Annotated in this window: 16 protein-coding genes; 7 read left to right on the forward strand and 9 right to left on the reverse strand. The window is 67.9% G+C overall.

Features of this window, described 5'->3' with window-relative positions; genetic code table 11:
* Nucleotides 1–35: 35 nt before the first annotated feature.
* Entirely contained in the window at nt 36–785 is a 750-nt protein-coding gene (locus DFO65_RS03910) for an ABC transporter permease (protein ID WP_113903110.1), read from the reverse strand.
* A 112-nt stretch (nt 786–897) separates the two neighbouring features.
* Between DFO65_RS03910 and DFO65_RS03915 the strand changes: the two genes are divergently transcribed.
* Nucleotides 898–2,124 (forward strand): MFS transporter, encoded by a 1,227-nt coding sequence (locus DFO65_RS03915; protein WP_220151226.1) that lies wholly within the window; start codon nt 898–900, stop codon nt 2,122–2,124.
* Between the two features lie 41 nt (nt 2,125–2,165).
* On the opposite strand, the gene DFO65_RS03920 is transcribed toward DFO65_RS03915, so the two are convergent.
* Nucleotides 2,166–2,666 carry a GNAT family N-acetyltransferase gene (locus tag DFO65_RS03920; RefSeq protein ID WP_113903111.1) on the reverse strand — a complete coding sequence of 167 codons (501 nt, stop codon included), beginning with the start codon at nt 2,664–2,666 and terminating at the stop codon, nt 2,166–2,168.
* Nucleotides 2,667–3,100: 434 nt separating this feature from the next.
* Between DFO65_RS03920 and DFO65_RS03925 the strand changes: the two genes are divergently transcribed.
* Together DFO65_RS03925 and DFO65_RS03930 are read left to right on the forward strand one after the other, a co-directional pair.
* Nucleotides 3,101–3,304 carry a cold-shock protein gene (locus DFO65_RS03925; RefSeq protein ID WP_113903112.1) on the forward strand — a complete coding sequence of 68 codons (204 nt, stop codon included), beginning with the start codon at nt 3,101–3,103 and terminating at the stop codon, nt 3,302–3,304.
* Nucleotides 3,305–3,422: 118 nt separating this feature from the next.
* Complete coding sequence (locus DFO65_RS03930; protein ID WP_428844213.1) at nt 3,423–4,541, forward strand: fatty acid desaturase family protein; 1,119 nt, start codon at nt 3,423–3,425, stop codon at nt 4,539–4,541.
* A 126-nt stretch (nt 4,542–4,667) separates the two neighbouring features.
* Here DFO65_RS03930 and DFO65_RS03935 read toward each other — a convergent pair whose 3' ends face one another.
* A complete protein-coding gene (locus tag DFO65_RS03935) occupies nt 4,668–5,243 on the reverse strand; it encodes a GNAT family N-acetyltransferase (protein ID WP_113903114.1) in 576 nt (191 codons plus the stop codon).
* 152 nt (nt 5,244–5,395) lie between these two features.
* Between DFO65_RS03935 and DFO65_RS03940 the strand changes: the two genes are divergently transcribed.
* Nucleotides 5,396–5,626 carry a hypothetical protein gene (locus DFO65_RS03940; protein ID WP_147233238.1) on the forward strand — a complete coding sequence of 77 codons (231 nt, stop codon included), beginning with the start codon at nt 5,396–5,398 and terminating at the stop codon, nt 5,624–5,626.
* Here the strand turns inward: DFO65_RS03940 and DFO65_RS03945 are convergent.
* The 4 genes from DFO65_RS03945 to DFO65_RS03960 all read right to left on the reverse strand — a co-directional run bounded on the left by DFO65_RS03945 (nt 5,577) and on the right by DFO65_RS03960 (nt 10,148).
* Nucleotides 5,577–6,542, reverse strand: coding sequence for a LysR family transcriptional regulator (locus DFO65_RS03945; protein ID WP_113903116.1), 966 nt, complete (start codon nt 6,540–6,542; stop codon nt 5,577–5,579). The genes DFO65_RS03940 and DFO65_RS03945 overlap by 50 nt on opposite strands.
* A 61-nt stretch (nt 6,543–6,603) precedes the next feature.
* The gene (gene dnaB / locus DFO65_RS03950) at nt 6,604–7,941 is read right to left on the reverse strand and encodes a replicative DNA helicase (protein ID WP_113903117.1); all 1,338 of its coding nucleotides are present in this window, start codon (nt 7,939–7,941) and stop codon (nt 6,604–6,606) included.
* A 120-nt stretch (nt 7,942–8,061) separates the two neighbouring features.
* Nucleotides 8,062–9,435: an FtsX-like permease family protein gene (locus tag DFO65_RS03955; protein WP_113903118.1), complete on the reverse strand. Its 1,374-nt coding sequence runs from the start codon at nt 9,433–9,435 to the stop codon at nt 8,062–8,064.
* Nucleotides 9,432–10,148, reverse strand: coding sequence for an ABC transporter ATP-binding protein (locus tag DFO65_RS03960; RefSeq protein WP_113903119.1), 717 nt, complete (start codon nt 10,146–10,148; stop codon nt 9,432–9,434). Before DFO65_RS03960 ends, DFO65_RS03955 begins: the two co-directional genes overlap by 4 nt.
* A 151-nt stretch (nt 10,149–10,299) precedes the next feature.
* On the opposite strand from DFO65_RS03960, the gene DFO65_RS03965 reads away from it, so the two are divergent.
* Entirely contained in the window at nt 10,300–10,587 is a 288-nt protein-coding gene (locus DFO65_RS03965; RefSeq protein ID WP_113903120.1) for an ArsR/SmtB family transcription factor, read from the forward strand.
* A gap of 34 nt (nt 10,588–10,621) precedes the next feature.
* Nucleotides 10,622–11,011 carry a VOC family protein gene (locus DFO65_RS03970; RefSeq protein ID WP_113903209.1) on the forward strand — a complete coding sequence of 130 codons (390 nt, stop codon included), beginning with the start codon at nt 10,622–10,624 and terminating at the stop codon, nt 11,009–11,011.
* 42 nt (nt 11,012–11,053) lie between these two features.
* On the opposite strand, the gene DFO65_RS03975 is transcribed toward DFO65_RS03970, so the two are convergent.
* Entirely contained in the window at nt 11,054–12,352 is a 1,299-nt protein-coding gene (locus DFO65_RS03975) for a DUF445 domain-containing protein (protein WP_113903121.1), read from the reverse strand.
* Nucleotides 12,353–12,691: 339 nt separating this feature from the next.
* Between DFO65_RS03975 and DFO65_RS03980 the strand changes: the two genes are divergently transcribed.
* The gene (locus DFO65_RS03980; RefSeq protein ID WP_147233240.1) at nt 12,692–13,159 is read left to right on the forward strand and encodes a hypothetical protein; all 468 of its coding nucleotides are present in this window, start codon (nt 12,692–12,694) and stop codon (nt 13,157–13,159) included.
* Nucleotides 13,160–13,500: 341 nt separating this feature from the next.
* Here the strand turns inward: DFO65_RS03980 and rplI are convergent, their stop codons facing one another.
* On the reverse strand, nt 13,501–13,959 hold the full coding sequence (gene rplI, locus DFO65_RS03985) for a 50S ribosomal protein L9 (protein WP_113903123.1): 459 nt from the start codon (nt 13,957–13,959) through the stop codon (nt 13,501–13,503).
* Nucleotides 13,960–13,965: the final 6 nt, after the last annotated feature.

Raw genomic sequence — 13,965 nt, forward strand, 5'->3', positions numbered from 1 at the left:
CGGTCAGGGAGTCCGGCCCGGGGACGTGAGCGCCCTCAGCTGCGGTCGGCCGCCGGCAGCTGCCGGACATCGGCGGCGATGAGGGTCCCGAGCACCGAGGTGAGGGCCCCGGCGAGGACCAGGGCGGCGAGCACGACGATCTGGAACTGCGCGGCCTCCACCGGAGACGCCCCTCCGAAGAGCGCCCCGACGAAGGCGCCGGGCAGGGTCACCAGCCCGGTGCTCTTCGTCTGGTCGAGGTTGGGGATGAGAGCCTCCCTGATCGCGTCCTGCCGCTGACGGGCGACGGCTCGCCTGGGCCTCGCTCCCAGGGACAGCCAGGCCTCGACCTCACCGGTGCTCGCCTCGATGTTCGCGGCGAACCGGCGGATGGTCAGGGTCGCGATCGTCATCGAGTTCCCGATGACGATGCCGGCGACCGCGATGACCTTCTCATACGTTCCGTCGACGAGCCCGAAGGCGAAGACGAGGGAGATCGTCACCGCCGCACCGACGAGGACCCCGATGACCGCTCCGCGCGGACCGTGCCGCAGCGCCCTGGCGCGGCGGAACGACGTCGCCGAGGCGGTGGTGAGCATGAGCGCGACGAAGGCGACGACCGTCCACCACGTCGTCAGCGCTCCCTGCAGCAGGAGGGCGACGAGCCCGAGCTGCACCACGGCTCGCACGACGGCGATGGCGGGCAGCCAGCCCAGTCCCGCCTCGGCGGTCCTGAGGACGACCATCGCACCGCCGACGATGACGGCGATTCCCAGGAGGAAGAGGGACAGCTCCGCGATCGACACGTCTCTCAGTCTAGATCCGCGGGCGGTCCGGCACGGGTTCGTGAGACGGCTCCGGGGATGATTGAATCAGCTGAGCCAGGCATGGGCGCGGGACTCAGGAAGGGGCACGGGCATGATGACAGGAGCCGGCGGGAGCGGTGCTCCCGTTCCCCAGGCGTCGCCGATCGTCCAGCTCGCCCTCATCGCCGGGGTGCAGATCCTCGCCATGGCGACGTGGTTCTCGGCCTCGGCCGTCGTCCCGGCTCTCCGGGAGGCATGGACGATCACCGACGCGCAGGCGATCTGGCTCACCGCCTCCGTCCAGCTGGGGTTCGTGTGCGGGGCCGTCGCCTCGGCGGCGCTCAACCTCCCCGACCGGTTCCCTCCGCAGCGGGTCATGGCCTGCTCCGCCGCAGCGGCGGGCGCGGCCACAGCGGTCATCCCTGTCCTCGGCGACAGCTTCTTCGCGGTCATCGCTCTGCGCCTGGCCACGGGGTTCTTCCTCGCCGGCGTCTACCCGGTGGGCATGCAGCTCATGGCCTCCTGGTTCGCGCCCGCGAGCCGGGGACTGGCGATCGGCGTGCTCATCGGCGCGCTGACCCTCGGGTCGGCCCTGCCCCATCTGCTCACCGGCCTCGAGGCCCTCCCCTGGCAGGGAGTTCTCCTCAGCGCCGCGGCCCTGGCGGGGATCGCGGCGCTCACCGCTCTGCTGTGCATCCGCCGGGGGCCGCAGCTGGGTCGCCGGTCCGGTGGCCACCGTCCGCGCTATGCCCTCGAGATGTTCCGGGAGAGAGGCCCTCTCCTGGCGAATCTTGGCTACTTCGGTCACATGTGGGAGCTCTACGCCCTGTGGACATGGCTGCCGGCATTCCTCCTCGCGGGGCATCCCACGTCCCCCGTCGGGCTCATCTCGTTCCTCACCATCGGAGCCGCCGGCGTCGTCGGGTGCCTGCTCGGAGGATGGGCCTCGGGGAGATTCGGGCGCGCTCGTGCGGCCGGGGTCGCGATGGTCGTCAGCGGCGCATGCTGCCTCGTCTCTCCGCTGCTCTTCGTGGTGTCATGGCCGCTCGTCCTCGTCATCCTCGCCGTGTGGGGTGCCGCGGTCATCGCCGACTCCGGGGTGTTCTCCACCGCGCTCAGCGAAGTCGTCGACCACCGCTTCGCGGGAACGGCGCTGACCGCGCAGACCGCGCTCGGCTTCCTGCTCACCCTCGTGACGATCAACCTCGTTCCGGTGGTCGCCGGCGTCGTCGGCTGGCGGTTCGCCTTCATGGTCCTCGCCATCGGCCCGCTGCTCGGCGCCGTCGCCATGCACTCCTTCCGCCGGCGGATCGAACGAGGACCCGCACCCGGGCGCTGACTCCGGGCTGGCGAGCTCCACACGACCTCCAACGAGGAGGCTCAGCGCACCATGCGCACCTCGACGATGCCCGGGAACTGCTCCTCGACCTGCTCCACACCGTCGACGTCGAACCCGTTGCGTTCGTAGAACGCACGAGCACGCGCGTTGGTCCTCTCGACCCAGAGGAATGCCGGACGGTCGCCGAGCACCGCCTCGAGCAGACCCTGGCCGACACCCGCCCCGTGGTGTTCCGCGAGCACGTAGAGCGAATAGAGCAGCAGCCCACGCGGAGCCTTCGCATCCTGCGGCCGGCCGGCGAGGGCGAAGCCGACGATCCGCCTCTCCTCACCGGGCGTCTCGCTCACTGCCACCCGGACGCTTCTGTGCGGATTCTCGGTGCCGAGGATGACCCTCCACAGCTGCCGGCGCCCCTCCTGCCATTCGGTGGTGAAGAATCCGGCGGGCAGGAGGTGGTCGTAGGTGTCCTTCCAGGCGCGGATGTGAACCTCGGCGATCGCCTCGGCATCGGACGGACGGGGGACGACGATGCGCACGCTCATGAAGGCAGGGTATCCCGCGCGGAGCACCGGAGCCAGACTCGAAACCAGAGGCAGGGGAATTTGCCGGAAACAGGTCACGGAGGACGATTCCGACGGTGAATGTGCGCAAACGGCCTCAAGTCTGATACTGTTGAATTGTTGCCGCACGATCAGGTGCGGAAGATATATGGCTAAGTAAGTGTAGGTAGATCCACTTGACGCCATGCCACTGCCTCTAGGCGCGTGTCTACCATCCGCGCAACCCATTCGGGAATCATTCATTCGCATCACGAGCCGCACTCCAGTCACCTGCCAGGTGTCCGGAATCGTCCCGTGGTATTCTCCGAGTCATTTCTCTTGAGAAACGCCTGAATCGACCCTCCCGTTGGGATATCCGAATAAATCGCAACAATACATCGATCGCGAATGCGGTCGGTCGAAACAAAGGAAAAAACATGAGCACAGGCACCGTGAAGTGGTTCAATTCCGAAAAGGGCTTCGGATTCATCCAGCCCGACGACGGCTCCGCCGACGTCTTCACCCACTTCTCCGCGATCGAGAGCACCGGCTACCGTGAGCTGACCGAAGGTCAGAAGGTCGAGTTCTCGACCGAAATGGGCGCCAAGGGCCTCCAGGCCACCAGCGTGCGTCCCCTCTGATAATCAGAGCTGACGAACATCCAGTGAGGCCCGGCACCGTTGAGTGCCGGGCCTCACTGGTACCGGGGCGTCCACCCCGTGCCACTGGACGATTCGCCCAACGACGCCGGAGAAGTTCATGACCACCACAATGACGATCGCTGAACCAGGTGCCCCTGCACCGCGTCGGAGGCAGAAGCACCTCGGCGTCGATTCCTTCCCCCCGCAGATCAGATCCTTCGCCGAGGTGTCGCAGAACGTCCGCACGCTCGGCCTGCTGGAGCGCACACCCTGGTTCTACCTCACCGTCGGCATCGCCCTGGCCGTGGCATTCGCCGGCTGCATCGCCGGTTTCGTTCTCCTGGGGGACAGCTGGTTCCAGCTCCTCATCGCCGCCGGCCTCGGCATCATCTTCACCCAGGTCGCCTTCCTCTCCCACGAGGCAGCGCACCGGCAGATCCTCGCCACGAAGAAGGGCAACGATCGTCTCTCGCTCATCCTGGGCGTCGGAGTCGTGGGGATGAGCTATTCGTGGTGGGATTCCAAGCACTCCCGGCATCATGCCAATCCCAACAAGGTCGACCGGGACCCCGACATCGCCACCGGCGCCATCGTCTTCCTCGAGGAGGACGCCGGCAAGGACCGTGGCATCTGGAAGCTCATCACGAAGTACCAGGGCTGGGCGTTCTTCCCTCTGCTCACTCTCGAGGGCCTCAACCTGCACTACCAGAGCATCGCGCACATGGTGTCCCGCGGCAAGGTCAAGAACCGCTGGACCGAGCTCACCCTCATCACGGTGCGCTTCACCGCCCTGCTCGTCCCCCTCTTCATTCTCCTGCCGCTGGGAATGGCGTTCGCGTTCCTCGGAGTCCAGCTCGCCGTCTTCGGCGTCTACATGGGCGCGTCCTTCGCCCCGAACCACAAGGGCATGCCGGTCATCGCCCGCGATGCCAAGATCGACTTCTTCTCCAAGCAGGTCCGGACATCGCGCAACATCCGGGGCGGCTGGTGGGCGACCTGGCTGATGGGCGGGCTCAACTACCAGATCGAGCACCACCTGTTCCCGAGCATGTCGAGGCCGCACCTGGCCAAGGCACGCGAACTCGTCATGGCGAAATGCAAGGATCTCGATGTTCCCTACACCGAGACGAGCCTGTGGCGCTCCTACGCGATCGTCATCGACTACCTCAACCGTGTCGGCCTGGCCGCAAGGGACCCGTTCGACTGCCCGATGATGGCCGAGTTCCGGCGCGCCTGACCGCTCGCCGGTGGCAGTCCGCCGGTGGCGGCTTGCCGGTGGCGACGACGTTCAGTCCTCTGCGCTGCCGAGCATCGCCGTGAACCGTGAGACACCGTGGAGACCGATATCGTCTCTGCGGTGTCTTTACCAGTTCTCGCGCGTCAGCCGCCATCTCTGCAGGAGGGCCGGCTCACCTCGGCGGGTGTCCCACTCGACACCGTTCTTCTCGTAGCCGAGATGCTCGGAGACCTTGTTCGACCCGAGGTTGTCGACGAAGGCGTCGGAGCTCGCCTCGGCGGCGCCCAGCCCGTCGAAGGCGAGATGGAGCACCGCGCTGCGCATCTCCGTGCCCAGACCGCGACGACGAACGTCCGTGGACAGCCAGGAGAAGGTCAGCACCGTCCGGCAGGTGTCGAACTTCTCCGCGATGAGGTCCTGCATTCCCACCGCTTCTCCGTCGACGACCACGGCGAAGCTGAGGCGGAACTCCGAGGGACTGAACCGGGCGCGACCGCGCCACCGGCTCTGCAGCCATTTCGCCACTCGCGCCTCGGGGTCGGATTCGTAGAACGGCATCGGATCGTCGTAGGGGGCAGGTTCCGCGAAGGTCTTCCCGTCCTCGACCAGCGGCACCAGCTGCGCGAGCATCTCGTCGGTCGCACCGACGAGCTCGAGCCGGGGAGTGACCACCCTGATCTGCAACGGCGCATAGTCCAACATGGCTCCAACCTAGGCTGAGCAGTGGGAAACCGCAATGGTGCGGCCCGCCTAGGCACGAGCAACACGGCCGGCTCGTCCGTGTACTTTCCGTCCAGATCATCGTTGAGCAACGTTTGCTTGTCCTCGGACCCCGGCGAGCCGACGATGAGAGCATGTGGACCCTGCCCCTGATCCTCCTCGCCGTGACCTACGCCTGCATCCTCTTCGCGCTCGGGCGCTTCTTCAATCCCGACCGCGAGCGACTGTCGCTTCGGCAGATGGACGGTCCGGCCGTCGTCCACACCATCGTCCGCGGCTGGTCGGTCCTCATCTCGGCGCGGTCACTGTCGCGCATCACCGACCTGCTCCACCGCGATTCTCCGGGCCCGCAGCATCCGCTGTGAGAGGACGGCTCGGCAGGTCACGACCTCGTCCCAACAGCGCTTCCTGATGGGCGACCACCTGCTCCCGCAGCGCCTGCACCACCGCGGCGACGGCCGGTCGCCGCAGGGACTCCGGCCTGAGCACCATCCAGTACGGGAGCCGCTCGGAGACGTCGCGAGGGAAGAGGCGGACCAGGTCGGAATGGAGGTCCGCCATGAAGCAGGGAAGGAACCCGATTCCCGCACCCGCCCGAGTCGCCTCGACATGGACGAAGACATTGGTCGAGGTCAGGGCGTCCTTGATCTCGGGGAACAGCCGACGTGGGGCGTCGAGGTCGTCGACCTGGAGCATGGAGTCGATGAAGTAGACCAGGTGGTGAGCCGCGAGCTCGTCGACGGTCGACGGCGTCCCGTTCTCGGCGAGGTAGTCCTCGGAGGCGTACATGCCGAGTTCGTATTCACCGAGCATCAGGGCCTCGGCGCGATGGACCCGGGGCTCACCGACGACGACCTCGATGTCGAGGCCGGACCGCTGCTGCAGCGCCTGCCGGGTCACGGTGACGATCTCCACGCTGAGCCCCGGATGGGTCCGCCGCAGCTTCGCCACGGCAGGCGACGCCACATAGGCGCTGAAGCCGTCGGTCGCCGTCATCCGGACCACCCCGGTGACCGGGTCCGGAGTCTGCCCCAGCTCGCCGAGGCTGCCCACCGCCTTCTCCACCTGTTCGGCCGCGCGCACGGCCTGCTCACCCAATACGGTCAGTTCCCAGCCGCTCTCGGTCCGGGACAGGACCCGTCCGCCCAGCGCCTTCTCCAGGGCGGCGATCCGGCGGGAGATCGTCGTGTGGTTGACGCCCAGCGCACGAGCCGCGACCGCGTACCTCGCCGAGCGGGAGACGGTGAGCAGCACCAGCAGGTCGTTCGGATTGGGGTCCATAGGTGCAATGGTACGCAGACGCTCCGCGCCCACGGTCGGCCGAGCGAGCAGGTTCCCGATCCTAGTGGGGCATGTTGACGAAGCGGGACTTCGCGCCCTGGAACGCGACCGGGATCTCGCCCGTCGGTCCCGCACGGTGCTTGGCGACGATGATGTCGGCCTCGCCGGCGCGCTCATGCTCCTTGTCGTACATGTCCTCACGGTGGATGAGGAGCACCATATCGGCGTCCTGCTCGATCGACCCGGACTCGCGCAGGTCGGAGATCATCGGCCGCTTGTCCGTGCGCTGCTCGCTGCCGCGGTTGAGCTGCGACAGGGCGATGACCGGAACCTCGAGCTCCTTGGCCAGCAGCTTGAGCGAGCGCGAGAACTCGGAGACCTCCTGCTGCCGCGACTCGACGCGCTTGCCCGAGCTCATCAGCTGGAGGTAGTCGACGCAGACCATCTTGAGGTCGTGCTGCTGCTTGAGACGCCGGCACTTCGCGCGGATCTCGGTCAGGGCCATGTTCGGGGAGTCGTCGACGAACAGGGGGGCATCGTTGATGCGGGCCTCGGTCGCCGCCAGGGTCGTCCAGTCGTGGGGGCTGAGCTCGCCTCGGCGGAGGTTCTGCAGCGGGATCTCCGACTCCGCGGACAGCAGCCTCATGACGAGCTCGTTCTTGCCCATCTCCAAGGAGAAGAACACGGACGCCTGCCCATGGTGGATCGCGGCCGAGCGGACGAAGTCGAGGGCGAGCGTCGACTTGCCGACACCGGGGCGGGCGGCGATGACGATCATCTGCCCCGGGTGGAGGCCGTTGGTCAGCTGGTCGAACTCGGTGAAGCCCGTCGGCACACCCGCGGTCATCCCGTCGGTGTCGCCGTTGCGCTCGATCTCCTGCGCGACCTCGCCGAGGATCTCGGAGAGGACGACGTAGTCCTCGGTCGTGTGCCGCTCGGTGACCTGGTAGATCTCGGCCTGCGCGAGGTTGACGACGTCGTCGGTGTCGCCCTCGGCGTCATAGCCCATCTGCACGATGCGGGTGCCGGCCTCGACGAGACGGCGGAGCACCGCCTGCTCGCGGACGATCGCGGCATAGTACCCGGCGTTCGCCGCGGTCGGCACGGAGGAGATGAGGGTGTGGAGGTAGGCGGGCCCGCCGACGCGGGAGAGGTCCCCGGTCTTCGTCAGGTAGTTCGCCACCGTCACCGAGTCGGCGGGCTCCCCGCGCGAGTAGAGGTCGAGGACGGCTTCGTAGATGGTCTCGTGGGCGGGCTTGTAGAAGTCGTCGCCGGACATCGACTCGACGCAGTCGGCGATCGCGTCCTTGGACAGGAGCATCGCACCGAGCACGCTCTGCTCCGCCTCGAGATCCTGTGGAGGAGTCCTCAGACCGTCGTAACCCTGATCGTTGCTCAACAACTGCTTCCCTCTCCAGACTCTCGCACCAGAAGTCAGTGCCCCTCAACTCTAACCGGGTTTGCCCGCCCCCTCGGTCACCCGGAATCCGACCCCGGAACCCTCAACGAGGCGGCATCCTCACTCCCGTGTGCGGCCCGCGGTCGCCACCTGGACGAGGATCGGCTTCGCCACCTGCAGCCCGGCTCTGATGACGAGGATACCCGCGAGCACTGACGCGAGAATCGTGAGGAACGTGACGGGTGCGAGGACCAGAGCGGCCCCGGCAAGAGGCAGCACGAGCAGCAGCCCCAGGCCGCCGGCGAGGAGCGATACCCAGATGACAGGACCGAGCACGGCGCGCACGAGCGCCTGGTGCATCGTCTCCGGGTCCATTCCGGCGGCATGGAGATCCTGGAAGGTGTCGGCCCGGTAGTGGACATCGGCGACCTGGTTGATGAGGGCGGAGACCGCGATGAGGAGGATCGAGATCCCCATGACGAGCAGCACTCCGGTGAAGATGTCGCCGAGGAGGGTGATCTCCTCGGGTGTCATCCCGGAGTCCTCGGCGTGGTCGAGGCCGGTGCGCATGAGCGCGACCCCGCTGCCGCCGACGGCGGCGACGAACGCGGTCATCGCCAGGCCCGACACCCTCCTCCAGAACCTCCTCGGCTCGTCCGAGACCAGACGGGCCGCGATGAGCCGTGCGGGGGTCTGCGCCCGAGCTCCGCTGAGGTGAGCGAACCAGCGGATGAGCAGCCCTCCGATGAGGTCGACCGCGACGAGCCCGAGGGCGAAGACAGCGAGGACCATGGACACGACGACCCCGACACCGAGGCTGCCCGCCTTCGACACGGCGATGAGCACCGGGAGGAGGAGCAGCACGATGACCGTCGCGATCACCCGGGCCAGCGGGAACCTCCGGTCCACGGACTTCGTCCGCACCCCCAGCGGGGAGACCGTGACCTTCCGCAGCCCGAGCAGCGCCGAGCAGAGGCAGACGAGGACGAGGAACGCCACGACCGCACCGAGCAGCCAGGGCGGCATGAGCATGTTCTCGTATCCGATGGGTGCGCCGCGGAACCGGATCGCGCTCACCGGCCAGGCGAGCGCCAGGTATCCGAGGACGCCGAGGACGATCCCGGCGATCGCCGGCATCAGCGGCTCGGCGACGGCGAGCGCGACGATCGCCGATCTCCGGGCACCGAGCAGCGACACCGTCGACAGCCGCTCGTCCTGGCGGCGGGCGGAAAGCGTCGCCGAGGCGGACGCCAGGGTGCTTGCCGGGATCACGAGGAAGACGGTCGCCAGGGAAGCGAGCACCGTGTACATCATGTCGATGCCCGCCTGGGCGGGGTCCGGGTGCGGTGGGACCCGGAAGAAGCTCCAGGCCCCGGCGGCCACGGTGAGGAACAGGGCCGCGCAGGCGAAGAACGAGCTCATCACGAGCACCGCAGTCGACGAGAGCAGCGTCCGGCGGCCGAGGACGAGGGGGACGATGCGCACCGCGGTCATCGTGCCTCCACCTGTCGTCCGCTGTCGGAGACGATCCGGCCGTCGGACAGGCGCACGATCCGCGAGCAGCGCGCGGCCACGGTCTCGTCGTGGGTGACCACGACCAGGCTCGATCCCCGTCCCGCCGTCGAGGCGAGAAGCTCGGAGAGCACCTCGGCGGAGGTGTGGGAGTCCAGCGCCCCGGTCGGTTCATCGGCGAAGGTCACCACCGGCTGGGTGACCTGGGCGCGGGCGATGGCCACGCGCTGCGCCTGACCGCCGGAGAGCTGCCCGATCCGCCTGCCCAGGTGCTCGGCCAACCCCAGTCGCTCGAGCCAGCCACGGGCATGGGCGCTCGCCTCCCGGCGGCTCGCGCCGGCGAGCATGGCCGCCAACGCGACGTTGTCCTCCGCGGAGAGCTCGGGCAGGAGAAGGCCCTGCTGGAAGACGAATCCGAAGACGTCGCGACGCAGGGCGGTGCGCCCGGATTCCCTCAGCGAGGTGATCTCCGCGGGCGGGTTCCGCTCGGTGGGCAGGAGCCGGATGGTGCCGGAATCGGGCGGGATGATTCCGGCGAGGCAGTGGAGCAGCGTCGTCTTTCCGGACCCCGACGGTCCCATGATGGCCACGGACTCGCCGAGGCGGATGCCCAGGTCGACGTCGGCGAGAGCGGTGGTCTGTCCGTAGCGTTTGGTCACGTGTGTCGCGGTGAGGATGGAGGGGAGTTCGAACATGCCTCCATCCTGTGCGCCGGCGAGCCACGGCGGCCATGGAGCGGTCCCGACGGGGAGTCGGGGAAAACCCGAGGACCACGCGGCGGGTTCGCAGAGGCAAGTTCGTGCTTGCCTCTTGACACGCAAGTCATCTCTTGCCTATTGTGGGGTCATGGCGGACGTATTCAAGGCGCTGGCCGACGAGACGCGGCGGATCATCCTCGATGAACTGGTGATCGCCGATGATCAGACGCTGTTCGAGATCTGCGCCCGCTTGGCCAACAAGCACCACCTCGGTCTCAGCCGACAGGCGATCTCGCAGCATCTCGACGTGCTCGAGTCCGCCGGTCTCGTCAACAGCCGCAAGGAGGGCCGGTACAAGTTCCACCGGATCGACCTCGCACCGCTGACCGCCGCCCTCGAGCGGTGGACGGCACCCACCACCCCTCCGCCGAGGTGAGCACCACCTCGGCGCGCACATCCAAGGAGTCATGATGAGAGCACAGTGGATCAGCATCCCCGTCGACGACCAGGCGCGGGCGCTCGAGTTCTACACCGAGAAGCTCGGGTTCCTCCCGAAGTTCGACATCCCCGTCGGCGACGCCCGGTGGCTGACCGTGGTCTCCCCGGAGAACCCGGACGGGGCCGAGATCGTCCTCGAGCCCAAGGGCCACCCCGCGGCGGCGGCCTACACCGAGGCGCTGGCGGCCGATGGGATCCCGATCAACCAGTTCGCCGTCGACGATGTCGAGGCCGAATACGAGCGCCTGAGCGGACTCGGGGTCACCTTCACCCAGAAGCCGACCCAGATGGGCCCGATCACCACCGCCGTCCTCGACGACACCGTCGGCAACCTCGTCCAGATCATCCACCAGCAGGAATGAGGCCTGCGGCCGGGAGTCCGGCCCCTTCCATGCGAAACGCCGTCAGGCGGGCAGGAGAACGATGACGGTGTGGATCGCGATTCCGACGAGGGCTCCGATCACCGTGCCGTTGATCCGGATGTACTGGAGGTCGCGGCCGACATAGAGCTCGATGCGCTCGGCGGCCTCCTTCGCGTCCCACCTCTCGATCGTGTCGGAGATGACGCTGGCGATCTCCGGGCCGAAGCTCTCGGCCAGGTCGCCGGCGGTCGTGGCGATCCGGTCGTCGATCCTGGCGGCGAATGCGGTGTCGGTCTGCAGGCGCTCGGCGAACTCTCCGATGAGGTCGGAGATCCGGTCGCGGACCTCGCCCTTCGGGTCGATGATCGCCTGCCGAAGGAGGTGCTTGAGCGATCCCCACACCTCGAGGACGGAGTCGACGACACCTTCCTGGCCGAGCAGGTCGTTGATGACGACCTCCGCCTTGTCCGCCAGGGCCGTCTCGGAACCGAGGTCGGAGGACAGGTCGACGAGCCACGCGTCCAGGGCCTGACGGGCCTTGTGGTAGGGGTTGTCGCGGACGTCGGCGATCCAGCCGAGGACCTCGCGCTGAAGGCGCCCGGCAAGCTGCTCGTTGACGAAGTCCGGCACCCACGAGGGCGCTCGGTTGTGGACGATCTCGTCGATGACCTGCGGGTTCTGGCTCAGCCAGGTGTGCGCCTCGGCGACGATGAGGTCGACGAGCCTGTGGTGGGCACCGTCGAGGACGATCTGGCGCAGCAGCTGGCCGAGCACCGGAGTCTTCCTCGTCGCGACCAGCCTCGGCACGATGACGTTCCTCGTCAGCGCGGCGATGGAGTCGTCGTCGATGCGGTCGAGGACGTACTCGAGCCCGCTGGCCGCGCGGTCGACGACGAGGTCGCGGTTGGCGGATCTGCTCAGCCATGCCCCGCCTCGGCGGGAGACCTGCGCGGAGCGGATCTTCGTCGAGACCGCTTCGGCGTGGAGGAAGTTCGAGGCCACGAAGGCCGAGAGGCTCGCTCCGAGGGTGTCCTTCTTGCGGGGGATGATGGCGGTGTGCGGGATCGGCAGGCCCAGGGGATGCCGGAAGAGCGCGGTGACGGCGAACCAGTCGGCGATCGCGCCGATCATCGCCGCCTCGGAGGCGCGGGAGACGAAGCCCCAGACCCCGGTGAGGTCGGTGAAGATGTGGGTGGCGAGGAAGATGAGCGTGGCGAGGACGAGCAGCGACAGGGCCAGTGTCCGCATCTTCCGCAGACCGGCCGCCCGCGCGTGATCCTCGACGGTCAGCTCGCCCGGCCCGCTCAGCCGCGGCACGGACAGTGCTCTCTCAGTCGCCATCGTTACCTCCTGCACCGACTTTAGCGAAGTCTGCCGCGAAGCCTGGTCACGGCCGCCTGTGTCACGCCTGGGAAACCGGAGTCGGAACGGTCGCCCGGCCAGGGTCGGGTAGACCAGGGTCGGGCAGACTAGGGTCCGGCTGACCAGGGTCAGGCGGTCGACGAACGACGGCGGCGAATCCGCGTGCGACACGCCAGCGACAGATCCGCGCCCCCAGGGCCGGGCAGACTCGCCGGGACGTGCCGTGACATGGCAAGGCATCTCGCCGTGAGTTCACGATTTCGCAACATCGTCACTTGGGTTCCAGCAAGGACGGGAGTCTCCGCGTAGGATCGAAGCATGAGCCGAGCACTCAGCGAACGAGAGCTGGAAGTGGCCGTCGAGATGATCCGACGGGCCCAGGTCTCGGCCGGGCTCAACGGCTCCTCGGCCCAGCTCTTCGAACTCAACCACAATCACACTCTGGGCAAACCGCGCGCCGATTCCAGCGCTCGCCTGCGCCGCACCACCGATCGTCGGGCGGTGTGGGCGGCCAACCTCGCCAACACCGTCGTCTCGGACACGTGCGCGTGCGGCAAGTGCCCGTCGATCGCCCTGGCGCTGCCCGACGACACCCCGCGCTACGCGCATGATGCCGAGCGCAGCAGCTTCATCCTCGACGCCGTGTCGGGTTCGGCGATCGTCGTCCTCTTCGTCGAGAACGATGTGCCGGTCTACCTCGAGCTGGTCCCACCGTTCGACGCCGAGGCAATCGAGGAGTTCCCGACCGCGGAGTCGCTCGTCTTCACCTCGGAGCCCCCCGCATAACAGCACCGCTGCACGTCTCCTCCCGCCTCGTAAGGCCGAAGGCGCTGGCCCGAAAGCACACTGATCCGCCGAGGGGTCACCTCGTGCGGTGAGCCTTCGCCGGGTCGGTGCTCATTCGCCTAGTCGGTGCTCTTTCAGCGGGTCGCTGCACTCTCGGTGGGTCAGTGTGACCTGGCGATCCCATCTCGGCGAGCCCCGCCGGCTCCGGGAAGCACTGAGCGCCGAGGTGCACCCGCAGTGGGTGCGCCTCGGCGCTCAGGAGCTCGGTTCGGGTCAGGGCGATGAAGCCCCGACCGTCCTCGACGAGCCGTCAGGCCATCGACGAGCGAACTGGCCCGGGATCAGGCCTTGCCGATGACCTCGAACTTGGCGTTCGCGGTGATCGTGTCGTTGACGCGCACGGTCGCGGTGTAGCTGCCGGGGGTCTTGACGTGACCGGCCAGGGCGACCTGGCGACGATCGAACTCGTGACCGGTGGCAGCCTGCAGCGCCTCGGCGACCAGGGCGGGGGTCACGGCGCCGAAGAGGCGACCGTTCTTCCCTGCCTTGAGTTCGATCCGAGCGCTGGTCGACTCCAGCTCACCCTTGACCTTGACTGCTTCATCGTGGTCGGCGATCTGCTTGGACTGGCGAGCCTTGCGGAGTGCCTCGATGTGCTTCTCGGCACCCTCGCTCCACACGCTGGCCCAGCCACGGGGCAGGAGCAGGTTGCGGGCGTAGCCGGCACGCACCTCGACGACATCGCCGGCGGCGCCCAGGCCGTCGACTTCCTGATTGAGAATCACTTTGCGGTTTGGCATGGTCTC

Origin of the sequence: Brevibacterium sanguinis, assembly GCF_003315415.1 — a bacterium.
In the GTDB taxonomy this organism is placed as follows: domain Bacteria; phylum Actinomycetota; class Actinomycetes; order Actinomycetales; family Brevibacteriaceae; genus Brevibacterium; species Brevibacterium celere_A.

Excerpts from the sequence above, each read along its gene's own strand:
- DFO65_RS03915 (WP_220151226.1), top strand. The coding sequence starts at position 898 with ATGATGACAGGAGCCGGCGGGAGCGGTGCTCCCGTTCCCCAGGCGTCG.
- DFO65_RS03920 (WP_113903111.1), bottom strand. The coding sequence starts at position 2,666 with ATGAGCGTGCGCATCGTCGTCCCCCGTCCGTCCGATGCCGAGGCGATC.
- DFO65_RS03925 (WP_113903112.1), top strand. The coding sequence starts at position 3,101 with ATGAGCACAGGCACCGTGAAGTGGTTCAATTCCGAAAAGGGCTTCGGA.
- DFO65_RS03930 (WP_428844213.1), top strand. The coding sequence starts at position 3,423 with ATGACCACCACAATGACGATCGCTGAACCAGGTGCCCCTGCACCGCGT.
- DFO65_RS03935 (WP_113903114.1), bottom strand. The coding sequence starts at position 5,243 with ATGTTGGACTATGCGCCGTTGCAGATCAGGGTGGTCACTCCCCGGCTC.
- DFO65_RS03940 (WP_147233238.1), top strand. The coding sequence starts at position 5,396 with ATGTGGACCCTGCCCCTGATCCTCCTCGCCGTGACCTACGCCTGCATC.
- DFO65_RS03945 (WP_113903116.1), bottom strand. The coding sequence starts at position 6,542 with ATGGACCCCAATCCGAACGACCTGCTGGTGCTGCTCACCGTCTCCCGC.
- DFO65_RS03955 (WP_113903118.1), bottom strand. The coding sequence starts at position 9,435 with ATGACCGCGGTGCGCATCGTCCCCCTCGTCCTCGGCCGCCGGACGCTG.
- DFO65_RS03960 (WP_113903119.1), bottom strand. The coding sequence starts at position 10,148 with ATGTTCGAACTCCCCTCCATCCTCACCGCGACACACGTGACCAAACGC.
- DFO65_RS03965 (WP_113903120.1), top strand. The coding sequence starts at position 10,300 with ATGGCGGACGTATTCAAGGCGCTGGCCGACGAGACGCGGCGGATCATC.
- DFO65_RS03970 (WP_113903209.1), top strand. The coding sequence starts at position 10,622 with ATGAGAGCACAGTGGATCAGCATCCCCGTCGACGACCAGGCGCGGGCG.
- DFO65_RS03975 (WP_113903121.1), bottom strand. The coding sequence starts at position 12,352 with ATGGCGACTGAGAGAGCACTGTCCGTGCCGCGGCTGAGCGGGCCGGGC.
- DFO65_RS03980 (WP_147233240.1), top strand. The coding sequence starts at position 12,692 with ATGAGCCGAGCACTCAGCGAACGAGAGCTGGAAGTGGCCGTCGAGATG.
- rplI (WP_113903123.1), bottom strand. The coding sequence starts at position 13,959 with ATGCCAAACCGCAAAGTGATTCTCAATCAGGAAGTCGACGGCCTGGGC.